The organism is Mesorhizobium sp. M0800 (assembly GCF_040320095.1).
In the GTDB taxonomy this organism is placed as follows: Bacteria; Pseudomonadota; Alphaproteobacteria; order Rhizobiales; family Rhizobiaceae; genus Mesorhizobium.
In genome coordinates this window covers 151,304-174,386 of record NZ_JAMYOZ010000002.1, presented here as the reverse complement: position 1 = coordinate 174,386, position 23,083 = coordinate 151,304, and the positions used below count along the sequence as shown (strand labels likewise).

The 23,083-nt window shown below is 62.9% G+C and carries 26 protein-coding genes; 11 read left to right on the top strand and 15 right to left on the bottom strand.

The features are described 5' to 3' along the window. Positions 1–33 precede the first annotated feature (33 nt). The 6 genes from NKI18_RS03315 to NKI18_RS03290 all read right to left on the bottom strand — a co-directional run bounded on the left by NKI18_RS03315 (position 34) and on the right by NKI18_RS03290 (position 6,229). Positions 34–1,470 (bottom strand): aldehyde dehydrogenase family protein, encoded by a 1,437-nt coding sequence (locus NKI18_RS03315; protein ID WP_352616321.1) that lies wholly within the window; start codon positions 1,468–1,470, stop codon positions 34–36. Further along, complete coding sequence (locus tag NKI18_RS03310) at positions 1,433–1,858, bottom strand: type II toxin-antitoxin system VapC family toxin (RefSeq protein WP_352616324.1); 426 nt, start codon at positions 1,856–1,858, stop codon at positions 1,433–1,435. The genes NKI18_RS03315 and NKI18_RS03310 overlap by 38 nt, the downstream gene beginning before the upstream one ends. After that, positions 1,842–2,237 carry a helix-turn-helix domain-containing protein gene (locus NKI18_RS03305; protein WP_352568171.1) on the bottom strand — a complete coding sequence of 132 codons (396 nt, stop codon included), beginning with the start codon at positions 2,235–2,237 and terminating at the stop codon, positions 1,842–1,844. Before NKI18_RS03305 ends, NKI18_RS03310 begins: the two co-directional genes overlap by 17 nt. 111 nt (positions 2,238–2,348) lie before the next feature. Further along, positions 2,349–3,719 (bottom strand): glutamine synthetase family protein, encoded by a 1,371-nt coding sequence (locus NKI18_RS03300; protein ID WP_352568172.1) that lies wholly within the window; start codon positions 3,717–3,719, stop codon positions 2,349–2,351. A gap of 100 nt (positions 3,720–3,819) precedes the next feature. Next, positions 3,820–5,382 carry an amino acid permease gene (locus NKI18_RS03295; RefSeq protein ID WP_352612946.1) on the bottom strand — a complete coding sequence of 521 codons (1,563 nt, stop codon included), beginning with the start codon at positions 5,380–5,382 and terminating at the stop codon, positions 3,820–3,822. A gap of 22 nt (positions 5,383–5,404) precedes the next feature. Further along, on the bottom strand, positions 5,405–6,229 hold the full coding sequence (locus tag NKI18_RS03290) for an N-formylglutamate amidohydrolase (RefSeq protein ID WP_352616332.1): 825 nt from the start codon (positions 6,227–6,229) through the stop codon (positions 5,405–5,407). Between the two features lie 145 nt (positions 6,230–6,374). Between NKI18_RS03290 and NKI18_RS03285 the strand changes: the two genes are divergently transcribed. From NKI18_RS03285 to NKI18_RS03275, 3 genes are all read left to right on the top strand, one after another. After that, positions 6,375–7,202: a MurR/RpiR family transcriptional regulator gene (locus NKI18_RS03285; protein WP_352448257.1), complete on the top strand. Its 828-nt coding sequence runs from the start codon at positions 6,375–6,377 to the stop codon at positions 7,200–7,202. 520 nt (positions 7,203–7,722) lie between these two features. After that, positions 7,723–8,538, top strand: coding sequence for an SDR family oxidoreductase (locus tag NKI18_RS03280; protein ID WP_352616335.1), 816 nt, complete (start codon positions 7,723–7,725; stop codon positions 8,536–8,538). A gap of 39 nt (positions 8,539–8,577) precedes the next feature. Next, entirely contained in the window at positions 8,578–9,072 is a 495-nt protein-coding gene (locus NKI18_RS03275) for a MaoC family dehydratase (protein ID WP_352616625.1), read from the top strand. Between the two features lie 35 nt (positions 9,073–9,107). Here the strand turns inward: NKI18_RS03275 and NKI18_RS03270 are convergent, their stop codons facing one another. Further along, positions 9,108–9,728 (bottom strand): hypothetical protein, encoded by a 621-nt coding sequence (locus tag NKI18_RS03270; RefSeq protein WP_352616338.1) that lies wholly within the window; start codon positions 9,726–9,728, stop codon positions 9,108–9,110. Between the two features lie 83 nt (positions 9,729–9,811). Between NKI18_RS03270 and NKI18_RS03265 the strand changes: the two genes are divergently transcribed. Next, the gene (locus NKI18_RS03265) at positions 9,812–10,453 is read left to right on the top strand and encodes a TetR/AcrR family transcriptional regulator (protein WP_352616341.1); all 642 of its coding nucleotides are present in this window, start codon (positions 9,812–9,814) and stop codon (positions 10,451–10,453) included. Positions 10,454–10,629: 176 nt separating this feature from the next. Next, a complete protein-coding gene (locus NKI18_RS03260) occupies positions 10,630–10,869 on the top strand; it encodes a DUF680 domain-containing protein (protein ID WP_352616344.1) in 240 nt (79 codons plus the stop codon). 102 nt (positions 10,870–10,971) lie between these two features. Here NKI18_RS03260 and NKI18_RS03255 read toward each other — a convergent pair whose 3' ends face one another. Genes NKI18_RS03255 through NKI18_RS03230 form a run of 6 tightly spaced genes read right to left on the bottom strand, consistent with a single transcriptional unit; the run spans position 10,972 to position 16,779 of the window. Next, positions 10,972–11,196: a hypothetical protein gene (locus tag NKI18_RS03255; RefSeq protein WP_352616346.1), complete on the bottom strand. Its 225-nt coding sequence runs from the start codon at positions 11,194–11,196 to the stop codon at positions 10,972–10,974. Between the two features lie 53 nt (positions 11,197–11,249). After that, positions 11,250–11,828 carry a sarcosine oxidase subunit gamma gene (locus NKI18_RS03250; protein ID WP_352616349.1) on the bottom strand — a complete coding sequence of 193 codons (579 nt, stop codon included), beginning with the start codon at positions 11,826–11,828 and terminating at the stop codon, positions 11,250–11,252. Continuing rightward, positions 11,821–14,814 (bottom strand): sarcosine oxidase subunit alpha, encoded by a 2,994-nt coding sequence (locus NKI18_RS03245; protein ID WP_352616352.1) that lies wholly within the window; start codon positions 14,812–14,814, stop codon positions 11,821–11,823. Before NKI18_RS03245 ends, NKI18_RS03250 begins: the two co-directional genes overlap by 8 nt. After that, entirely contained in the window at positions 14,811–15,107 is a 297-nt protein-coding gene (locus NKI18_RS03240) for a sarcosine oxidase subunit delta (RefSeq protein ID WP_352616628.1), read from the bottom strand. The genes NKI18_RS03245 and NKI18_RS03240 overlap by 4 nt, the downstream gene beginning before the upstream one ends. Beyond that, positions 15,107–15,526, bottom strand: coding sequence for a hypothetical protein (locus NKI18_RS03235; RefSeq protein WP_352616355.1), 420 nt, complete (start codon positions 15,524–15,526; stop codon positions 15,107–15,109). The genes NKI18_RS03240 and NKI18_RS03235 overlap by 1 nt, the downstream gene beginning before the upstream one ends. Continuing rightward, entirely contained in the window at positions 15,526–16,779 is a 1,254-nt protein-coding gene (locus NKI18_RS03230) for a sarcosine oxidase subunit beta (protein ID WP_352616358.1), read from the bottom strand. Before NKI18_RS03230 ends, NKI18_RS03235 begins: the two co-directional genes overlap by 1 nt. Positions 16,780–16,979: 200 nt before the next feature. Between NKI18_RS03230 and NKI18_RS03225 the strand changes: the two genes are divergently transcribed. After that, a complete protein-coding gene (locus NKI18_RS03225) occupies positions 16,980–17,354 on the top strand; it encodes a YrdB family protein (RefSeq protein WP_352616361.1) in 375 nt (124 codons plus the stop codon). A gap of 46 nt (positions 17,355–17,400) precedes the next feature. Here the strand turns inward: NKI18_RS03225 and NKI18_RS03220 are convergent, their stop codons facing one another. Beyond that, a complete protein-coding gene (locus tag NKI18_RS03220; RefSeq protein ID WP_352616364.1) occupies positions 17,401–18,129 on the bottom strand; it encodes a hypothetical protein in 729 nt (242 codons plus the stop codon). 208 nt (positions 18,130–18,337) lie between these two features. Here NKI18_RS03220 and NKI18_RS03215 point away from each other — a divergent pair, with 208 nt between their 5' ends. The 5 genes from NKI18_RS03215 (at position 18,338) to NKI18_RS03195 (ending at position 21,747) form a co-directional block, all read left to right on the top strand. Then, a complete protein-coding gene (locus NKI18_RS03215) occupies positions 18,338–19,096 on the top strand; it encodes an SDR family oxidoreductase (protein ID WP_352616367.1) in 759 nt (252 codons plus the stop codon). Positions 19,097–19,205: 109 nt separating this feature from the next. Then, a complete protein-coding gene (locus NKI18_RS03210) occupies positions 19,206–19,592 on the top strand; it encodes an SET domain-containing protein (RefSeq protein WP_352454023.1) in 387 nt (128 codons plus the stop codon). A 265-nt stretch (positions 19,593–19,857) separates the two neighbouring features. After that, positions 19,858–20,130: a 30S ribosomal protein S21 gene (gene rpsU / locus NKI18_RS03205; protein ID WP_023675331.1), complete on the top strand. Its 273-nt coding sequence runs from the start codon at positions 19,858–19,860 to the stop codon at positions 20,128–20,130. A gap of 161 nt (positions 20,131–20,291) precedes the next feature. Then, positions 20,292–21,137, top strand: a complete 846-nt coding sequence (locus tag NKI18_RS03200; RefSeq protein WP_352616371.1) for a tetratricopeptide repeat protein — start codon at positions 20,292–20,294, stop codon at positions 21,135–21,137. 136 nt (positions 21,138–21,273) lie between these two features. Continuing rightward, the gene (locus tag NKI18_RS03195; RefSeq protein ID WP_352588240.1) at positions 21,274–21,747 is read left to right on the top strand and encodes a DUF992 domain-containing protein; all 474 of its coding nucleotides are present in this window, start codon (positions 21,274–21,276) and stop codon (positions 21,745–21,747) included. Between the two features lie 146 nt (positions 21,748–21,893). Here the strand turns inward: NKI18_RS03195 and NKI18_RS03190 are convergent, their stop codons facing one another. Next, entirely contained in the window at positions 21,894–23,072 is a 1,179-nt protein-coding gene (locus NKI18_RS03190; protein ID WP_352640830.1) for an ABC transporter permease, read from the bottom strand. Positions 23,073–23,083: the final 11 nt, after the last annotated feature.

Here is a 23,083-nt window from a genome sequence, read left to right as displayed (position 1 = left end):
TCAACAGCGATCGCATGCTTGTCGATCGCCACCTTAGATCACCTCGCGCAGATGGTATGATTTCGGCCTGGTCAGATTGTCGTAGCCGATGGCCGACAGTGCCGCGCCCTTGCCGGTGTCCTTGACGCCGGTCCAGACCAGCGCCGGGTCGAGATAGTCGCAGCGGTTCATGAACACGGTGCCGGTCTCGACGCGATCGCCGATCGCCGCCGCATGGCCGGTGTCGCGCGTCCAGATCGAGGCCGTCAGCCCATAGGGGCTGTCGTTCATCAGCGCGATCGCTTCCTCGTCGTTGCGCACCTTCATGATGCCGACGATCGGGCCAAAGCTTTCCTCGCGCATGACGCTCATCTGGTGGTCGACCTGGGTCAGCACTTCCGGCGCCAGATAGGGGGAACCTGGCCTGTCGTTGGCCACCTTCATATTGATGTGTGCCCTGGCGCCCTTGCGCAACGCCTCGGCCTTCTGCTCGCGGATCAGGTCGGCGAAGCGCGCCTGCGCCATCGGCCCCATGGTGGTCGCCTGGTCGAGCGGATTGCCGACGACGTAGTTCCTGGTCTCGGCAATGAAGCCCTCGACGAATTCATCGTAGACCTTCTCGTGGACATAGACGCGCTCGATGCCGCAGCAGCACTGGCCGGAATTGTAGAAGGCGCCGTCGACCAGATTGGCAACGGCATGGTCCATCTTTGCGTCCGGCAGCACATAGGCCGGATCCTTGCCGCCGAGTTCGAGGCCGAGCGTCATGAAGGTGCCCGCCGCCGCCTTTTCGATGGCGCGGCCGCCGGCGACCGAGCCGGTGAAGTTGACATGGTCGATCTTGCCGGAGCCGAGCAGCCTTTCAGTCTGCGCGTGGTTCAGGACGAGGTTCTGGAACAGGCCCTTGGGCAGGCCGGCCTTATCAAACGCCTGCTGAAACCGTTCGCCGACCAACAATGTCTGTGCCGCATGCTTGAGGATGACGGCGCTGCCCGCCATCAGCGCCGGGACGATGGTGTTGACGGCGGTGAGATAGGGATAGTTCCACGGCGCGATCACCATGACGACGCCGAGCGGCATCTTCTTCACATAGCGCCGAAAGCCGTCCTTCGGGTTGGAGGCCATGACGGGCTTCAAGGCCGCCTCGGCGATCTCGACCATGTAGCTGACGCGTTCCCCGACGCCGCCGAACTCGCCGCCATAGCGCACCGGCCGGCCCATCTGCCAGGCGATCTCCGGCACGATCTCGCCGGTCATGGCGACCAGCGCTTCCAGCATGGCAGGCATGTACTTGCCGCGCTCGACGACCGGCGTCTCAGCCCACTTCTCCTGCGCCGCCTTGGCACGTTCGACCGCGGCACCGATCGCCTGGTCGGTGGCAAGAGGCCGTTCGGCATAGATCGAACCGTCGACGGGGGATTTTATCTTCACGGTTTCCAAAGAGGTCTCCAAATCAACAAGGCACTGTTTTGACGAAGCCGGCCGCGCCATAGGCAAGGATTGCGCGATCGCGGGTGATGATCTCGAGGTTTTTCGAGCGCGCCGTGGCTATGATGATCCGATCCGTTGGATTGTTGTGAACGACGCCGGGCAGGAACGAAGACTCGACCAAAAGCTCACTGTCGATCCCCGCGACGCTCGCTGCCCCGGTCTGCACGAACCGTTCGAACCATGCGAGCGGTGACTTGATGAATGGCAACCGGCCCTTGGCTACAAGCATGCCGATTTCCCAGGCGGACATCACGGAAACGGCGATCACGCTGCCATTTTTGCGTGCGCTGGTCACCTTCTCGACCGCAGCCCTCGTGACCGGCTGCTCCGTTGACAGCCACAGCATGAAGCATGTGTCGAGCAGAACCCCCTCACTCGTCATAGACATTGCCCCAATCCGGATCGGCGGGCGCGGTATAGTCGACGTCCGGAAGCAGGGTGAGCGTCCCGGCCATGCATCCAAACAACGGATCGGCACCCCGAGGCGGCACGATGTACTCTTCCTTGTTGCCGTTCATGTCGTCCACGAAATCCACTTGCCCCTCCTTGAAACCAGATCGGCGATCAGGCTCCGGTGGCCTCGCCGCATCATTGGAACTTCCGAGGTGCACCAATATCTCGCTTTCCTGCCGGTCGAGAATTTCAGCAATCTTGCGTATCTCGTCGACCTGCATACGCCGCTCACCGTTCAGTGTCCGCGACAAGGCGCTGTAGTGTATGTTCATGCGGCCGGCCATGCTGCGTACCGTGAGCTTGCGCTCCTTCATTCGACTCATGAACCACGCTTTGTCGACATGGGCTCTACCTTTGGGCAAACGCTGCCTCCTGCGTGTTGCTGGTGCGATAACCGCAACAATATTGCGTAAAGCGCAACGCCGTCAATACCGCTCGAACCCCCTGTGCAGTTCCCAGTCCGTAATCCGGCGGTCGTACTCGAACTGTTCCCAGTGTGCCGTGTGGACATAATGTTCCAGCACATCGTCGCCGAGCGCCTGCCTCAGCATTTTCGATTCCGCCAGCGTCGCGGTGGCGTCGCGCAATGTCTTTGGAATTTCAGGCAGCTGCGAGGCCTGGTAGGCATCACCGACGAAGGGCTTCTGCAGTTCAAGCTTTTCATCGATGCCGGCAAGCCCGGCCGCGATCAGCGCGGCGAAAGCCAGATAGGGGTTCAAATCGGCGCCGCCGACGCGGCATTCCATGCGGATGCCCTTGGTGCCCTCGCCGCAAAGACGGAAGCCGGCAGTGCGGTTGTCTTCGCTCCACATGATCTTGGTCGGCGCGAAGGTGCCGGCCTGGAAGCGCTTGTAGGAGTTGATGTAGGGCGCCAGGAACCAGGTGAATTCCTTGGCATATTTGAGCTGGCCGGCCGCCCATTGCTGGCCGAGCGTCGACAGCGTCCACTCGGCATTCTTATCGTAGAACAGCGGCGTCTTGCCGTCGGCGCTCCACAGCGAATTATGGATGTGGCTGGAATTGCCGGCCAGCCCGTAATTGTACTTGGCCATGAACGAGATCGCCTTGCCTTCGGACTCGGCGATTTCCTTGGCGCCGTTCTTCAGGATGACGTGGCGGTCGGCCATGTCGAGCGCCTCGGCGTAGCGGACATTGATCTCTTCCTGGCCTGGCCCCCACTCGCCCTTCGAATTCTCGATCGGGATGCCGGCCGCCTCCATCTCGTTGCGCAGCCGGCGCATGACGCCTTCTTCCTTGGTGGTGATGCCGATCTGGTAGTCGCCGATGTAGGGCGATGCCGTCTCGAGGCCCTGCCAGTGCTTCTTGCGGGCGGAATCGTAGGTCTCGCTGAACAGATAGAATTCGAGCTCGGAAGCGAAATAGCCGATATAGCCGCGTTCCTGCAGCCGCTTGACCTGCTTCTTCAGCATGGCGCGCGGCGAATGCGCCAGATCGTCATGGGTATGGTGGTCGAGCACGTCGCAGATCACCAGCGCCGTCTTCTCCAGCCACGGAACGCGCCGCAGCGTCGCAAGGTCCGGCTTCATGACGAAATCGCCGTAGCCTTTCGACCAGCTCGCCGCCTTGTAGCCGGGCACCGGTTCCATATCGATGTCTGCGGCCAACAGATAGTTGCAGCCATGCGTCTCGTCATGCGCGGAATCGACGAAATACCGGGCCAGGAACCGCTTTCCCGCGAGCCGCCCCTGCATATCGACGATGCAGGCCAGCACCGTGTCGACCTCGCCGCTGGAGACCGCTTGCTTCAACTGATCGAACGAGAAATTTCCGGCCATTCCTTTGGCACTCCAGCGCTTGTCGTTTCGGGCTTGTCACTTTGAAAAGGAAACGAAAACCACGGCCGGCGCGAATGCCGGCCATGGTCATGAGAGGGCGTCAGGCGCCGGCTTCGCCGACAGCTATCTCGGCTGCCTTGATTGCCGCCTGGCGCTTTGCGATCTGGTCGCCAATGGGCGGACCCTGGAAGCGGCGGTTCTCGAAACCGAACCAAAGCACCGCGGTCAGCACAATGAAGCCCAGGGTGATATAGAGCACTTTGTCGTTCGGCGGCTGGATGGCGATGTAGAAGATGATCGCCATGCCGATGACCGACAGGATGCAAAACAGCTTGAACAGGCCGGCGCCGAGGTTCCATGGGCCGGGGTTCGGCCATTTTTCCGTTCCGAAAGCCATCATGCCGAGCACGATCGGAATGATGAAGGACAGAAACAGGAACACCAATGTCGAATTGACGACGATGGTATAGATGTTCGTGCCGCCGACCGAGATGAACTGGGCAAGAAAGACATAGATGACCTCGAGCACAGCAGCCGTCCAAATCGCATTGACCGGCGTGCGCCAGGTCGGGCTGACCTTGGCTAGCGAGGCCGAGCCGACCGGCATGCCGCCGTCACGCGAGAAGGCGAAAAGCATGCGCGAGGCAGAGGTGACCGTTGCCAGACCGCAGAGGAACTGCGCGATCAGGATGCCCAGATAGAGCAGTGTCTTCAGCCACGCCGGCAAGATCGCGTCCATCGTGGCGAAGAACACGCTCCAGCCCTGCTTGGCGCCGGCCGCCAGATCCGGAATCGCCAGTACGATCGCGCACAGCATCACCCAGCCGATCAGCGACGACCAGACTACGGACGAAACGATTGCCCGCGGAACCGAGTGCGCCGCCCTCAACGTTTCTTCCGAAGTATGCGCCGACGCGTCATAGCCAGTGATGGTGTAAACCGGCAGTAGCAGGCAGAGCAGGAAGAGATACGTCATGGAATCGGACTGCGGGAAAACACCGCCGCCCGCGTCGCCCGAATAGTTCGTGAACGTCCACAGCCGCGTAATGTCGATCGCTGGAGCAAACATCAGGCAGGCGACGATCAGCACGGCTGTCGTTGCCAGGATCAGGAAGCCGGAGGCGTCCGTCAACATAGCCGTCAATTTGATGCCGAAATGATTGAGCAGCGCCTGCAACACGGTGATGAACGCGACAAACCCGACGATCTCACCAGGCGTGCCGGTCATGCCGAAGGCTCCGCCGAAAGTGCCGACGAAGAAGAAAGCAGTACCGATGTTGATGGCGCCGAGCACGGTGATCAGGCCGAGCAGATTGAGCCATGCGGTGAGCCAGCCAGTGAAACGGTTCCCTAGGATGGATGCCCAGTGATAGAGGCCGCCGGCGGTCGGAAATGCAGAGGCGATCTGGGCCATGGCGAGCGCGAAAAATCCCGAAACCATGCACCCGACGATCCAGCCGATGCCAGCGCCGGCGCCACCGATGGACGACGTCGCTTGCGCGAAGGAATTGATGCCGCCTGAGAGGATGCAGATGATCGAGAACGAGATCGCGAAATTCGAGAAGCGGCTCATGCTTCGCGACAGTTCCTGGGCATAGCCCATTCCGTGGAGAACTTTCAGGTCCTCCTTCTTGTCAACTTCGCTGTAACCCGGTGCTACCATTTTAAAGTCCCCTTTTGGTTTCTTAGCTGGCCGATTGAACTGACTTTCCGACTGCGCTTGGTCTGGAGGCCTTGGCCGCTTCGGGCTCCAGATTGAGAAAAATACCGGTGAGCAGATCCGCCCATTTCCGCTGCCCGGCCGCGCCGGCGATCTCGTCGTTGCGGATTTCAATCATTGCGCAGGGCAGCCCGCGCGAGCGGGCATGGCGTTCCAGCGTGAAATAGACCCGGTCGGCCGGCGAATAGGGTTCGTTGACGCCGACGGTGACGCCGGCAAGCCGCTTCAGAACCGCGATCAGCGGCGCCGCCAGCCGGCGGTCCTCGTCATGGATGATGCCGATGTGCCAGGGCCGGCTTTTGCCTTTGTAGAGCGGCGTGAAGGAATGGATCGACACCAGCCTGGTCTCCCGCCTGGCCGCCAGGCGCTCGTCGACGATCGTTGCGATCCGCTCGTGAAACGGTCGCCACGCCAGCGCGATGCGCGCCTCCCGCTGGTCGGCGGAAAGCCCCTGGTTGGCCGGGACCACGGTTTTTTCGCTGGCGCTGACCGTCACTATCAGGTCCGGCGCGTCGAGCGGGCGGTTGCAGTCGATGACGAGCCGCGAGATGCAGGTCTCGACCAGCGTCGCATCGAGCGCCTCGGCCATGCGGCGCGCCACCGGCAAGGCGCCGGGATCCCAGGCGATGTGGCGGGAAAGATCCTCGGCGGCAAGGCCGAGCGTTCCGAATTCCGGTGGCAGGAAATTGGAGGCGTGGTCGCAGGTCAGCACGAAGGGGCTCGATCCGCCGGGGTTCGTCACCCTTACGGTTTCAGGCGATGCAAGGCTGGCGGGCCGTGCTGTCTCCATTGTCTGCTGTCCCCGGGGAGCGCTGTATCGTATGTTACGTATTTTGCCTCATTGCGTCCCTGCGGATGATTTCATACAGTTTGGCCGGCTTTGTCAAACGCGATTTCGATAATGCGGTAACGGCACGGCCAGGGTGGGGAAAAACATGGTTTCCAGCATTGCCGAACTGATCTCCGACCGCATGGGCACCATGCCGGCAGGCGAGCGGCGCGCAGCACAAACGCTGATCGCCAGCTATCCGCTGATCGGGCTGAAGACGGTCGCCGAATTCTCGGCTGCCGCCGGCGTGTCCTCGCCGACGATCCTGCGTTTCGTCGCCCGGCTCGGCTTCCAGAACTATCCGGAATTCCAGTCGACGCTGCAAGACGAACTGGCGGCGCAATTGCAGTCGCCGGCCTCGCGCACGCTCAATCCGCCATCGCAGGGCGCTAGCGCCGTCTCGCCGATGCTGGAGGCGACGCTCGACAATATGCGCGAGACATTCCGGCATCTCTCGGACAAGCAGCTTGCCGACATCGTCGCCAAGCTGGCCGACCGGCGCGGCAAGACATTCTTGATCGGTGGCCGCTTCACCGACCCGCTGGCACGCTACATGGCCGCCCACCTCGCCATCATCCAGCCCAACGTTTTTCACCTCGGCGGGCAGGAAAGCGTCTGGCGCGACCGGCTGATCGACATGGGCAAGCGCGACGTGCTGGTGATCTTCGACATCAGGCGCTATCAGGACAGCCTGGTCCGCTTTGCCGAGACCGCCAACCAGCGCGGCGTGCAGATCGTGCTGTTTACCGACCAGTGGCTGTCGCCGATCGCCCGCTTCGCCCGCCACGTCATCGCCGGGCGCACCGCAGTGCCTTCGGCGTGGGACTCATCCGCCGCACTTTTCGTCGTTGCCGAAGCGCTGATCGGCGCGGTCACAAGGCAGCTCGAAGCCGACGGCGCCAAACGCATCCGCGAACTGGAAAGCCTGCGGTAGAGCCCCTCCGGAAAGGGACGCGTTTCGCTTCGGTCTAGTCCACTAAAAAACTGATCATCTGCAGGATCAGGATCAGCAAAAAGACGCCAAAGGCAGTCGCAAAAATCGCTGCCAGCAGGACGGTGCGTTGTTTCTTACCCATGGCTTTCCCCCCGAAAGCATAGTCCCCGTCCACGAATACGAATGTCAGTCCCGCCCCACTGCTCGGCCACCTCCCAACTCCTCAAGACCCGCCTGCGGCTTGGGCGGAGGAGTAATGACGACTTGCTTCACGTGCGAAATTAACCGCTTACAAGGTGCTCGTTAACGGAAATGGCCGCATCATTCATCCGACCCATGTCACGGCCGAATGACCACCTTGCCGCTGGGGCTTAACCATTTCAGCCGCAAAGCGCACCATCGCCTCGGTCCGGATACTTTAGCCGTGGCAAGGATAATCGTAGTTCGGCTAGCCTTGTCGACGCGACGCCGCTCGCTTGATAACCAGGCAAAAGCGCAGTGAACTGCGCGGAGGAATTCGATGAGCTATCTGGACGAGCTGTTCTCAGTCGCCGGCAAGACGGCGCTGGTCACCGGCGCCGCGACCGGCATCGGCCGCATGGCGGCGACCGCTCTGGTCATGGCCGGCGCCACCGTGATGATCGCCTCGCGCAAGAGCGAGGATTGCGTCGGGGTAGCCGGCGAGTTGAACGGCCTTGGCGCATCCGGCCGGGCGGAAGGTTTTGCCGGCGACGTCTCCAGCGAGGCCGGCATTGCGGCGCTTGTGGCCGAGGTCAGGGCGCGGACCGAGCGGCTGCATATCCTGGTCAACAATGCCGGCATCTCCTGGGGCGCGCCGCTGGAAAGCTTTCCCTATCATGCCTGGGCCAAGGTGTTCGGCGTCAACGTCACCGCGGTCTTCCACCTGACGCGCGAATTGCTGCCTCTGCTCGAGGCCGCCGCCAGCGATGCCGACCCGGCCCGGGTGATCAACCTCGGATCGGTGATGGGCACGCAGCCTTTGGCCGAAGATGCCTACTCCTACTCGGCCTCGAAGGCCGCGGTTCACCACCTGACGCGCATCCTGGCAATCGAGTTCGCCGCCCGCCGCATCACCGTCAACGCCTTTGCGCCTGGCCCTTTCCAGAGCCGGATGACGGCCTTCGCCACCGGCACCGAGGACCAGGCAAGACATATCGGCAACCACGTTCCGATCGGCCGCATCGGCGCACCGGATGACATTGCCGGCGCAACGCTCTATTTGTGCAGCCGGGCCGGCAGCTATGTCACCGGCGCCATCCTGCCGATCGATGGCGGGCAGTCGGTGCAACACGGGCTGACATTGTTCAAGGAATGAGACGCACGCCATCCGGCGAGTGAAATGCCGGGGGTGAAGATGGAGGACATCAGCGTGGAACCGATCAGTCTCGATGTGCTTCTGGCCAACGTCGGCAAGGAAGTCGGCGTGTCGCCATGGCGGGTCGTCACCCAGCGCATGATCGACCAGTTCGCCGATGCCACCGACGACCATCAGTTCATCCATTGCGATCCGGAACGCGCCAGCCGCGAAACGCCGTTCGGCGGCACCATCGCGCATGGTTTCCTGTCGCTTTCGCTGTTGTCGGCGATGACCTTCGAAACCATGCCGCCGCTGGAAAACAGCAAGATGGGCGTCAATCACGGCTTCGATTCGCTGCGCTTCCTGGCGCCGGTGAAGACCGGCTCGCGCATCCGCACCCGTTTCGTGCTGGCCGACGTCAAGGTCAGGCCGTCGGGGTGGGTACAGACGGCGCACGACGTGACGATCGAGATCGAGGGCTCGAGAAAACCGGCGCTGACCGCGCGCTGGCTGACGCTGACGCTAATCGAACGCCAGCCGGAAGCGGTCTGACTCTCGTCAGGCGGAGAAGCCTATCTGTGCCAAATCTATTTGGCTTCGGCCGCGACGTACTTCATGTGGCGGCTGACCTGCAGCGCAATGTAGACGACCAGTGAGCAACCGATTGGGAACACGATCTCGTTGAGGCCGGTTGCGATAGCCTGTGGCAGTGCCAGAGCAGCGTCGTTCGCCGCGGCCGTCTCAATCGTCAGCACCGTGATGCCGCCACCGAATACCGCGCCTATCAGGGCGCCTGCCAGCGCGAAATGGAGCGGACGCGGTTCTTCCTTCGATGCCAGCGACGCCAGTGTCCAGCCGAGCAGCCCGTATTCGATCGCCCGCAGCACACCGAGCGTCGTGAGCGACAGGATGGCCGGCTTTGCCGCCGCGTCCAGCGCGCTGACCATAACCTTTTGCGTCCCTTTGGCGATGCCCATCGCCAGTGACGCCGAAATCGCACCGATCAGGCCACCGAGCGAGGCTCGCACCTTGGTGAGCGTCGTGCCGAGGCTGACGCCGGCGCAGACGAAGAACGACCAGGTCACGCCTTGCGCCAGTTCGATCAGAACCTGCGTCGTCGCCGGGTAGGCACCTGCCGCAAATCTGACGGTCAGAATGAGAGCTTCCATGGCGAAGCCGAGCGCGATCGCCAGCCATGCGACAGTCAAGCTTCTGCTTCGTGCCACCCTTGCCCGACGCCGTACAGCGTATATATGCTGCATCCAGCCATCAGTCATAAGGCAGTAGAAAGTTGCAGCTAAGCGTCCAGGAGCGCCGCGAAAAACAAAAGGCTGAACTGCGTTCCGAACTTGTCGACGCCGCGCACAAGCTTGTCCAGGAAGAAGGCTATGACGGCCTCACCATCCGCAAGCTCGCCAAGCGCGTTGGCTATGCGCCGATGTCGGTCTATTCCTATTTCGCCGACAAGCAGGACATCCTGTTCGCGCTGGCCGAGGATGCCTTCGAGACCTTGGCCAGGCGCATCGCAAATCATACGGCCGACGACCCGATCGAGGCGCTCAAGGCGGTGCTTGTCGAATACGCCGCCTTTGGACTGGAAAATCCCAACGAATACCGCACCGTCTTCATGACCGAAAAAGTCAGGCCGCCAGCCGGAAAGACCTTCGCCGAAATGGAGAGCGGCAACCCGGCGATGAAAGTGCTGATCGCGAGGGTCGAAGCCTGCGTTGCCGCCGGCAGGCTCAAAGGCGATCCACGCGCCATCGCCACCTTGCTGTGGGCGGTCGGCCACGGCGCCATCTCGCTGCTGATCACCTTCCCGTTCTACCCGTTCGGCGACCAGACGACGTTCATCACACGGATCGGCGACATCATGCTCGAAGCCATCGCCGCGAATGAGATTGCGCCGCTCACGCCGCCGGTCAACTGCTGAAGAGCGGCGCTCCTCCCGATCTGCAGGATCTTCTCCGAACGATCCGCGCCCCGGCGCCGAGCGTTCGGCATTTCTCCGTACATGTACGATTTTGCTTGAACTCCATAAGTCTTGGGCGTATCTGTACGCGATGCCGTACATGTACGAATCCAATAACTGGAAACCGGAGACCGACGATGAAGAAGGCAATCCTCACGCTCGCCGCCCTGCTGGCGCTCTCTGGCGCCGCATTTGCCGACAGCAATCAGTCAGGCAAGCAAGAAGTGACCTGCATCGATACCAAGACCGGTGCGACGCTTGATTGCGCGCCGACCGGATCGCTTGAAAAGGCCGATGCCGCGGCCCACAAGGCCGGCAGCAAGGGCCCGAGGCTCGGCATCGGCATCGACCCGTGGATTGTGCCAAGCAGCTTCTGAGCCGATCGGCGACAATACGCGGTGAGGAAACAAAAGGGCGGCAGCAATTTCCGGCCGCCCATCGTGCCGGCCTCAGCCCTGCTTTTTGTCACCCCGCGCAGATCACTTCTTGCGCTTCTGTCCCACCACGCTTTTGGGCTTGCCGGGTCTTGCCGGTGCGCCGGGAATGGCCGTTCCGGTGATCGACACCGGATCGCTGGCCGGGAATGTATCCTCGAGGCCTTCCTCGAGTTCCTCTTCGATATCCGTCCCAGTGCTCTGCTCGTCTTCGAAAGAGCGCACGGCCGGCGTCTTGACCGGCGACTTCGGCGCGGAGTTCGGCGGCATTTGCATTCTCCCTCGGCTCGCTGTCGCAGAACGGTCGGGCGCGGCGAACATGCCTATGCTGCCGCGTCGCGCGCTGCCTCCGACAGAAAAGTAAAGACATAATCGGAAAAGGAACGCCAGCATTCGACGCGGAACGCGTCGGCCGCCGTGCGCAACAGCACGATTTCGACCTTGCCGAGAATGGTACGCGACGCCGCCCCGACCGGAAAGGCGTCGAGCGACAGATCCTGCGGGCAGCCGGCATTGATCGTCGCCGCGGCAGCCGGACCGGTAACCGATATGGCGACGTTGCGGTGCGAGATGCCGACCGCCGAATGCAGTACGGAAATGCTGGCGCAGTCGGCGAGCGGATCTTTTCCGATCTCGTCGATGACCAGCCATTCGTCCGGCCCGAGCCACAAGGCCGAGCGTCCGGCCTTTGCCGCCGAGGTTTTCGGCCTTTGCGGCAGGACGACGCCGAGCGCTTTCGAAAGTGCCGCAGTCGAGGCTTCCGGCGCTCGCAGCGATATGCGCTCGGCCGGCGGCAGCACGGCAAGTGTAACGCCGGCGGCGGAAAGCGACTGGCCGGCGAGAGCCGGACGGCGTTCGACTGAGGGTCCGGCGGCGTCGGTTTTCAAAGCGGCCTTAGCCATTGAGGCGCTCCCCCTTCTCGTCAAAGAACACCATCCCGGTGACCTCCACCTCGATCACCCCGTTCGGCATCGGCACATAGAGCCTCTCGCCCGTGCGATCGCGGCCGCCGGCGACCAGCCCCAGCGCGATCGAGCGGCCGCAATTTTGCGACCAATAGCTCGAGGTGACATGGCCAATCATCTTCATCGGGATTGCCTGCTTCGGGTCCGCGACGACCTGCGCGCCCTCCTCCAGCACCACCTTGGGATCCCTGGTCTTCAGGCCGACAAGCTGCTTGCGGCCCTTGGCGACCAGATCCGGCCGCGCCATGCCGCGAATGCCGACGAAGTCGGTCTTCTTCTTGCCGACCGCCCAGTCGAGCCCGGCGTCGTTCGGCGTCACCGTGCCGTCGGTATCCTGGCCGACGATGATGTAGCCCTTTTCAGCGCGCAGCACATGCATGGACTCGGTGCCGTAAGCACAGGCGCCATGCTTCTGGCCCTCGGCCCATAGCGCTTCCCAGACTGCCTCGCCGTAATCCGCCGGCACGTTGACCTCGAAGCCGCGCTCACCGCTGAACGACATGCGAAACAGCCTGGTCGGCACGCCGCAGATCCGGCCTTCGCGCACCGACATATGCGGCAGCGCCTCATCCGACATGTCGATGCCCTCGACCAGCGGCGCAATGATGTCGCGAGACTTGGGTCCCTGCACGGCAATCACCGCCCACTGCTCGGTGATCGAGGTCAGCCAGACGTTGAGATGCGGGAACTCGGTCTGGAGATAGTCTTCCATATGGTTCATGACGCGCGGCGCGCCGCCGGTCGTCGTCGTCACATGGAAACGGTCGGGTGCAAGCCTGCCGACGACACCGTCGTCATAGATGAAGCCGTCCTCGCGCAGCATGATGCCGTAACGGCAGCGGCCGGGCTCGAGCTTCTCCCATGGATTGGTGTAGAGCAGTTCCATGAATTTGGCCGCATCCGGCCCGACCACCTCGATCTTGCCCAGCGTCGAGGCGTCAAACAGACCGGCTGTCTTGCGCACCGTGACGCATTCGCGGTCGACGGCGGCATGTATGTCCTCGCCCGGCTTCGGGAAATACCAGGCGCGCTTCCACTGGCCGACATCCTCGAATACAGCGCCCTGGCGCTCGGCCCAGGGATGGATCGCCGTCTTGCGGGTCGGGTCGAACAGGGGACCCCGCGCGTGCCCGACGATCGAGCCGAATGTCACCGGTGTATAGGGCGCGCGGAACGTCGTCAGCCCGACCTGCGGGATCGGCTTGCCCAATGTCTCGGCGGCAATCGCCAGGCCGTGCATGTTGGAGGTCTTGCCCTGGTCGGTCGCCATGCCATTGGTGGTGAAGCGCTTGACGTGCTCGATCGAGCGCATGCCCTCATGCACTGCCTGGCGGATGTCCTTAGCGGTGACGTCGTTCTGGAAGTCGACAAAGGCCTTGACCGTCGTATCCGATCCGGCACCGGGTGCTGCACCCAGCATGCCGCGCGACCAGTTCTCGCCGGCGTCGACCTTCGGCTTGGTGCCCTTGGCCGGCCTGCTGCCGGCGTCCTTGGCCGCCTTGGCGCCCGCTGCATGGGCCTCGTCGATCGTCGCCGACAGCCCGTCGGTACCGTTGCAGGCGCCGACCGAGACGCAGTCCTGCGCATAAATTCCGGGCACGAAGCGCTTGGTCTCGTCATTGAAGGCGACCTTGCCGCGTGATTGCGAGAACAGATGCACCGATGGCGTCCAGCCGGCCGACATCAGGATTGCGTCAACCGGGATGGTGCGCTCGCCGCCGCCATTCTTCGGCTGCACAGTCATCGACGACACCCGCAATTTGCCGCCGGCGCGGATCACCGCGCGGCCGAAATTGACCTCGATGCCGAGCGCCCTCGCCTCGTCGATCGCCGGCCCGGTCGGGTTGTCGCGCAGGTCGACGATCGCCGCTATATTGATGCCGGCCTTTTTCAGGTCGATCGCCGCCGCATAGGCGGAGTCGTTTGCCGTATAGACGCCGACATTCCTGCCGACCGCGACGCCGTAATGGTTGAGATAGGTGCGCGCCGCCGACGCCAGCATGATGCCCGGCCGGTCGTTGTCGGCAAACACCATGTGGCGCTCGATGGCGCCGGTCGCCAGCACCACGCGTTTGGCGCGAACCTGCCACAGCCGCTCGCGCGGCAGGTCGCGGCCGGGGTTCTGCAGATGGTCGCTGACGCGCTCGACCAGCCCGACGAAATTCTGCGCGTAATAGCCGAAGGCCGTGGTACGCGGCAGCACGCGGACATTGTCCATCGCGCTCAACTTGGCGAGAGCCGATTGCGCCCAGGAAAAGCCGTCCTGGCCTTCGATCTTCGCGCCGCTCTCGAAGCGCAGACTACCGCCGAATTCCGCCTGCTCGTCGGCAAGGATAACGCGCGCGCCGGTCTCGGCCGCGGCCAATGCCGCGGCGATGCCCGCGGCACCGCCGCCAAGTACCAGCACCTCGCAATGGGCGAAGCGCGCCGAATAGTGGTCGGGATCCGGCTGGTCAGGAGCGACGCCGAGACCGGCGGCGGCGCGGATCTTGGGCTCGTAGAGGTTTTTCCACGCGGCCTTCGGCCACATGAAGGTCTTGTAGTAGAAGCCGGCCGAAAGCATCGGCGAGGCAATACTGCTGACGGCACCGATGTCGAAAGCGAGCGACGGCCAGCGGTTCTGCGACTGTGCGGTCAATCCGTCATAGAGTTCCTGCACCGTGGCACGCACGTTCGGCGTCTTGCGTGCCGCGTCGCGCTTGATCTCGACCAGCGCGTTCGGCTCTTCGGCGCCGGCCGACAGAAAACCGCGCGGCCGGTGGTACTTGAACGAGCGGCCGACGAGATGGACGCCGTTTGCAAGCAGCGCCGAGGCCAACGTATCGCCCTCGATGCCGGTATAGGGGCGGCCGTCGAAGCTGAAGCCAGCTATCTTTGCCTGTTTGAGCCGCCCGGCGCCGGCAATGCGGAACGTGGCGCTCATTTGGCGGCTCCCGGCAGCTTGGTGGGCTTCGGCTCGCCGGCCTTGTAGGTCATCAGGAACCTGTCGCTGACGGTGTCGCGCACGGCATTGAAGAACCGCGCGCAGCCATGCATGTGCCGCCAGCGCTCATAGATGATCCCCTTGGGATTGGAGCGGATGAAGAAGAACTTTTCAAAATCGTCGTCGCTCTCGCTGGCGATGTTTGGGGAACGCGCGATATGCGCCTCGCCGGCGTTGCGGAATTCGAGCTCCGGACGCTCTTCCTCGCAATAGGGGCAGCGGATAAGAAGCATCAATCGACTTTCTTGGATTTAGTCGACCCATCATGTGCAGAGCCGTCATGTCTGCCACGATTGGTCACAACATTTTCTTCGGCAGGGCGGTCTTCGACGAGCAATCCTACCGCCCGCAAATTCACTTTGGCTCGATCGACATCAGCCTGCGTTCGTGGTCCAGAGAAGATTCTTGGGGAACCGATATTCAGAAACGCGTTTTCGAGCATTTTCGGTATGGCAAACGCCCATACGCAGAAAAAAGTAGGTACGCTCACAATTACAAACATGGCCAACATGACGGGATCGACCCCGTTGGCCTCATACCCGACTATTCGAACCAAAAGCTCCCTGACCACCAACTGCATGAAGAGCACCGTGACGCCCACGAGGGCCAATCCGAAAAGCATGGTGTGAGTCTTGCGCGTCATTGCGGCCATCAGTGCGCCACGGCCGCCGCCGCCGCCTCGTCGATGAGGCGGCCGGTGCGGAAGCGCTCGATGGTGAAGGGCGCGTTGATCGGGTGCGGATCGTCCCTGGCGATCGTATGGGCAAAGACATGGCCCGAACCCGGCGTCGCCTTGAAGCCGCCTGTGCCCCAGCCGCAATTGACATAGAGGCCGGGCACCGGCGTCTTGGCCAGGATCGGCGAACGGTCCGGCGTCACATCGACGATGCCGCCCCATGAGCGCAGCATCTTCATGCGCGTGAAGATCGGGAACATCTCGCAGATGGCGTCCAGCGTATGCTGCAAAATGTGCAGCCCGCCGGTCTGCGAATAGGAGACATACTGGTCGGTGCCGGCGCCGATGACGAGCTCGCCCTTGTCGGATTGCGAGATATAGGCATGCACGGTGTTCGACATCACCACGCAAGGCACCACCGGCTTGACCGGCTCCGACACCAGCGCCTGCAGCGGATAGCTTTCCAGCGGCATGCGCACGCCGGCCATGTTCATGATCACCGATGAGTGCCCGGCGGCAACCACGCCGACCTTCCTGGCGCCGATGAAGCCGCGCGTCGTCTCGACGCCGGTGACCGCGCCGTTCGGCGCCCGTTTGACGCCGGTGACCTCGCAATTCTGGATGATGTGGACGCCGCGCGCCGAGGCGCCGCGCGCATAGCCCCAGGCAACCGCATCGTGACGCGCCGTGCCGCCGCGGCGCTGCAGGGAGGCGCCCATCACCGGATAGCGCGCACCGGGCGAAATGTTGAGCGGCGAGCAGAATTCCTTGGCCTGCTCCGGCGTCAGCCATTCATTGTCGATGCCGTTCAGCCGGTTGGCATGGACGTGGCGTTTCAGCACCTGGATGTCGTGGATGTTGTGGGCGAGCATCATGACGCCGCGCGGCGAATACATGACGTTGTAGTTGAGCTCCTGGCTGAGCCCGTCCCACAGCTTCAGCGCATGGTCGTAGATGCCGGCGCTCTCGTCGTAGAGATAGTTCGAGCGGATGATGGTGGTGTTGCGCCCGGTATTGCCGCCGCCCAGCCAGCCTTTTTCCAATACCGCAACATTGGTGATGCCGTGCACGGTGGCGAGATAATAGGCGGTGGCCAGGCCGTGGCCGCCGGCGCCGACGATGATGACGTCGTACTCCTTCTTCGGCTCCGGCGAGGACCACTGTTCCTCCCAACCCTTATGGCCGCGCATGGCCTCGCGGGCGATGGCGAATACCGAGTATTTCTTCAACGTCGCAGGCCTCGCAAATGGCGGCCGGGCAGATCAGCCAGCCCCGGCGCGCGAGCTTGTATCACTAGCGAAACCGTGCTGCCAGCCTTGCACTGTTTGCGACGGCGCTTGCCGTTTTGCGCCGTGGCGAAAAAGCCGCATCCGGGCAGGTTGATGCAATTGCCTTCCACCGCTATCCGTCGCCTGACGATCGGAGGATTATGGCGGTGGGTAACGTCTGGTGGAACCTGACATTGCGCTTCTTGCTGGAGCTCGCCGCTTTGCTCGGCCTCGGCATGGCGGGCTGGAGCCTCGCAGCGGGCATGTGGAGTTGGATCCTTGCCGTGGCATTGCCGTTCGTTGCGGCCGCGCTCTGGGGAGTCTTCGCGGTGCCGAACGATCCGAGCCGCTCGGGGCGGGCACCGGTTCCGGTGCCGGGCGGTTTGCGGCTGGTGCTCGAACTCGTCATCCTGTTCGGCGGCGCTGCCGGATTCCACCTGGCCGGCTACACGACGGCCGGCATAGCCGTCGCCCTGCTGATCGCCGTCAGCTACGCATTTTCGCTCGATCGGCTCGGCTGGCTGCTTAGGCAATAGTGGCCTTGCACCGTTTGCGACGGCGCTTGCCGTTTGCGCCGTGCTTTCACTGGTCGCTGTTCTGAGCTTCGCTTTTCGTTGGGTCAGCCGGAGCACGCTTCACGATGCACGGCCCGATTGCATAGATCGATCGCAAATAACCCTCACGGCAATCGGTCGCGATTTTGCGAACTTCCGCGTCGTTCGACTGCTCCGCCATGGCAACGAAGCGCTCGACGATCACCTCGCGTGGCCTGATCGCCACTGCCGCCGCAAAGCGCCGCAAAACCGCATCCGGATGTTCGAGTAACCGTGGCAGGTCCTTGGAACTCGGCATGACATAGTGACCATAGGCGTCGACCAGTGTCGTGAAAGCTGAGTCCAGACGAAGCGCGGCGGCATTTTCCACCGCAAGCCTTAGCTGCCAGCGCTGTGCAAGGCAGATGAATTGGACGACCCTCCACCGAACGCCGGCATGTTCGTCATCCAGCCGCAGCATCACGCGGCCGAGAATGGTGCCGTCCGCAGGCGTGGTGCACCCTAGAAGCGCCTCGATCGCGTCGCACCGGATGCCCGAAGATTCGCTGTCGAGCAGATCGGCTATTTCCGCGACAACGCAATTCATCTTGTAGCTTGTTTTGGGACTGGCTTCGGCCACCAAGAAAGCGGCGGCGGCTTGGGTATGAAGGTTGCCGGACGTCAGCAGCGGCCGGAGATTTTCTATCGGAAAGCCTTTGCCAAATTCCGATTGAAGGGCGGACGTCAACTCGCTGTCGCCCTCGAAGCCGGGGGCCAACAACCTGCTCATTATGTCTTGGGGGGTCATTGGAATGGGTGGCGCGTCCACCCGCAAGGTTGAATGGTGACTTGGTAGCCCTCTGCCCCTCCGGCGTCAAGAAATCTTCGCAGATGCCTGCGCAAGTATCGGGTGGTCCGCACCGCCCAGATTTGCGACCAAGCATCCAATTGCCGGCCAGAACCGGCGCGAAAAAAGGATGCAGAAAATGTTCACACTCACCAACAAAGTCGCCATCGTCACCGGCGCCAGTTCCGGCATCGGCCGCGCCACGGCAAAGCTCTTTGCCGAGCAAGGCGCCAGGGTGGTCGTCGCTGCCCGCCGCCAGGCCGAACTCGATGCGCTCGTTGCCGAAATCGCGGACGCCGGCGGGACGGCCATTGCGCTTGCCGGCGATGTTCGCGACGAAGCCCATGCAAAAGCTCTTGTCGAGGTGGCGGTCGAGAACTTCGGCGGGCTGGATATCGCCTTCAACAATGCCGGCTCGGTCGGCGAGATGGGTCCGATTTCCGACCTCTCGCTGGAGGGCTGGCGAGAGACGTTGGACACCAACCTGACCAGCGCATTCCTCGGCGCGAAATATCAGGTGCCGGCGATGGTCGAACGCGGCGGCGGATCGCTGATCTTCACCTGCACTTTCGTCGGCCACACCATCGGCATGCCCGGCATGACCAGCTATGCCGCGAGCAAGGCCGGACTGATCGGATTGACGCAGGTGCTGGCCGCCGAATATGGCGCCAAAGGCGTTCGGGTCAACGCGCTGCTGCCCGGCGGCACCGACACGCCTTCGGCGACATTCAACACACCTGAATCGCGAGCGTTCGTCGAAAACCTGCATGCCTTGAAGCGCGTCGCCGAGCCAGAGGAGATCGCCCGCTCGGCGCTTTACCTGGCTTCCGATGCATCGAGCTTCACCACCGGCACGGCACTGTTCGCCGACGGCGGTGTCTCGATCACCCGCACGTGAAGCGTTTCGCGGTTGGCGTGGGCCTGCCAGCCGCAATGCCGGAAAAACCGGCCTTGCTTTTTCCGGCGATTTGACGATTCCGTCTTCTCCTCGAAAACGGGTTGGAAACATGCTGCTGATCAGGACCTATATCGCTGCAAGCGCAATCGAAGGCGTCGGCGTGTTCGCCGCCGAGCCGATCCGGAAAGGGGCGCAGATCTGGCGGCTCGATCCGGACTTCGACCGGCTGATCCCGATGGAAAGATACGAGACGGCGCCGCCGCACCTCAAGGAATTGCTCGACAGATATGCCTATCCCAGTCCGGACCGGCCGGGCTTCATGGTCTATGAGGTCGACAATGGCCGCTTCATGAACCACGCCGACAAACCGAACACCGACTTTTCGCAATATGGCGGCGCCACCGCGACCCGCGACATCGCCGCCGGCGAGGAAATAACCTGCGACTACGGCGAGTTCTTCGAGGGTTTCGAGCAGCTCCACCTGGCCACGGCGTAGCGGCGCCTATCTGGGCCGAGGCGAATTTTGTTCTTGCTTTGTGCCGGCAGCTATGCTACTAATCTCGATACGGTGCTGATTCACACCAACGACCCCCGCCGAGGCGGGTTTTTCGTTTCGGGATCGGCACCGCCTCTCAATCGGCTGTGGACAGCGCCCCTTGATTCTGCTATCAGCCGCCCCAATTCGTGGTGTAACGCGCCGCGGAGGCTTGCGGCTATGGCCGCTTGCCTGTTGATTTCAAACCCGAAAGACAGGATTGCACGTGCAGGTACTCGTCCGCGACAACAATGTTGATCAGGCGCTTCGCGCGCTCAAGAAAAAGATGCAGCGCGAAGGCATCTTCCGCGAAATGAAGATGCGCGGACATTACGAGAAGCCCTCCGAGAAGCGCGCCCGTGAAAAGGCGGAAGCCGTGCGCCGTGCCCGCAAGCTGGCCCGCAAGCGCGCCCAGCGCGAAGGCCTGCTGCCGATGACGCCGCGTCCGGTCGCGGCCGGTGCTGCCGGTGCCGGTGCTCCGCGTCCGCCGCGGTTCTGACGTCAATTTTTCGTCCTTTTCCAAGGATATCCAAGGTGGCGCGATGCGGAATCGCCGCCACCTTTTTGTTGTGAGTTCGACCCGGTCCGAGAGGACCGGTTGGGAGAGATGCCGGTTCGGAGGGGGAACGGACCAGACGGCGCAGTAAGGACAGGGCAGACATGGACGCAATCACCGTAGAGCGCAGAACCGCGTGGCGCGGCCTCGCCCTGACGGCAGCCCTGCTTTCCGGGATGGCGCTTGCCAGCTGCCAGAGCGTTCCGACCGGCGAGTTCAACAACATCGACAAGGCGCAAGCCTCGAGCGAGAACATCTCCTCGCTGTCGGCGGTGATCCAGCGCAACCCCCAGGATCCGGAAGCCTACAATGTGCGCGGGTCGGCCTATGGCCGCGGCGGCCAGTACCAGGCGGCGCTGAAGGACTTCAACACCGCCATCCAGCTCAATCCGAATTTTTACCAGGCCTATTCGAACCGTGCGCTCATCCAGCGCTTCCTCGGCGATCAGGCGAGCGCGCTCGCCGACTACAACCGCTCGATCCAGATCAATTCCAACTATGACGCCGCCTATATCGGCCGCGGCAATCTCAACCGCAGAGCGGGCCGGGTCCAGGAAGCCTTCAACGATTTCCAGAAGGCCATCCAGCTCGACACGACCGATGCGCGCGCCTATCACAATCGCGGCCTGATCTACCAAAGTCAGGGCCAGCACGCCTTTGCCATCGAGGATTTCTCGACCGCCATTTCGCTGGCGCCGGATGCCTCCGAGCCTTACAACGGGCGCGGCCTCTCCTACCTTGCCATGAACGACGAGGACAATGCCTTCGCCGACTTCAACATGGCCATCAAGCTCGACGGCAAGAATGCCGAGGCCTGGTCCAACCAGGCGTTGATCTACGAGCGGCGCGGCGACAAGGTCAGGGCCGCGAAATCCTACCGCGAAGCCGTGCACCTCAATCCGACCTACCAGCCGGCCAAGGACGGCCTGGCCCGCACCAGTGCCGGCTGAGCGGCCGGTTAATCGGGCCTCCGTTTCCGCACTCCGACAACCCTGCGTTTAGCTCCGCCTTGCCGGCGCCAAGTTTTCGGCGGAACGCTCGGCGTGCTCAGCCGTTTGTACAAGGCAATTTCGAAAGGACCCTGCCATGATCAAGAAACTCGCTTGTGCCGCTGCTCTCGCCACGACCGTCGTTGCCGCTCCCGCCAGCGCCAGCAGGCTCCAGCTCGGCGTGCTCGACTGCACCATCGACGGCGGCACGGCCTATCTCGTCACCTCCAACAAGGGTGTCTCCTGTGTCTTTCGTCCGCATCGTGGCGGCCCCTCTGAAGTCTATACAGGGGTGATTTCCAAGCTCGGCGTCGATGTCGGCCGGACGCATCAGGGCCAGCTGGTATGGGCGGTTCTGGCGGCGACCCGCAACCACGATGAAGGTGACCTTGCCGGCAGCTACTATGGCGTGAACGCCGAGGCCAGCGTGGTCACCGGTGGCGGCGCCAATCTCCTGGTCGGCGGCCTCGACAGCGCCTTTTCGCTGCAGCCGCTCAGTGTCCAGGCACAGACCGGCGTCAACCTGGCGGTCGCCGTCACTTCGCTGGACCTGATCCATTCGTTCAAATAGCGGCCTCTGGCAAATACGGCCGTGGCCTTTCATCATGCGCCGGGATAGGACGGTTCCGCGCCGCGTAGTCGCCGGCGCGTGGCAGCCTTTTGATTGGGCGCCGTGCGGCTTCGAAATTGACCGATGATCGCGCGGTGGCGCCAAACTCATTCTGCGCGCAGCGCTTCGATCGGCTGTAGGCTTGCGGCCTTGCGGGCGGGATAGTAGCCGAAAAAGACGCCTACAGCCGCGGCAAAGCCGATAGCCAGCAGGACGGCGCTGAGATCGATGATCACCGGCCATTGAGCGATAGACCCAAGGGCGATTGCAGCAACAATCCCAATACCAGCACCTAGAATACCCCCGAGCAGGGCAAGCGTTGCTGCCTCAACGAGAAACTGGGCAAGGATATCTCGCCGTCGCGCGCCCACCGCAAGCCGCAGTCCGATCTCGCGGACCCGCTCCGTCACCGTCGCCAGCATGATGTTCATGATGCCGATCCCGCCCACGACCAGCGAAATTGAGGCCACCGCCGAAAGCAGCAGCGACACCACGCGTGTGGTCGAACCTTCGGCATTCGCAGCTTCGGCGAGGTTGCTCACCATGAAGCTGTCTTCCTGACCCGTCCGCAACCGGTGACGCTGCCACAGGAGTTGGCGGATCGCTGCCATCGTGTCCTCGGCCGAGGTCCAATCGGCGAACTTGACGGTGATGTTGTGTACGAAGGTCGGATTGGCACGGCTCGTGCCAATGAACTGACGTCGCGCCGTCCTCAGCGGCACAAGTGCCACATCGTCCTGATCATCGCCCCACACGCTCTGGCCCTTCCGCTCCAGCAGTCCGATCACCGTGAACGGCACGTCGCGGATGCGGATCGCGGCGCCCAGCGGATCGGCTTTTCCGAACAACTTCTCCCGCATCGTCGTTCCGAGGAGCACCACGTTGGCGACGCGGTTGTTGTCCTCCGGGGTCATCTCCTGCCCGGCAATAACCCTCCACTCGCGCGCTGAGAAATATTCCGGCGTCACGCCGCGAAGCACGCCTTGCCAATTGGCGGAGCCGATCGTGAACTGCTCGCGGGCGTAGAGGAGTGGCGCCGCCACCACGACGCCGGGGATTTCCATTCCGATCGCCGCCGCGTCCTCTTCACTCAGCCGCGGCGCGCCACCGGCCCCAAGCCGCACGCTGCCCATCTTCGCACTGCCCGGACTGACGCTGATGAGGTTGGCGCCGAGGCTGCGGATCTGCGCAGTGATCCGTTCGCGCGCACCAACCCCGATCGCGATCATCACCACGACAGCGGCCACACCGATGATGATGCCCAACATGGTGAGCGCGCTGCGCATATGATGGGAGC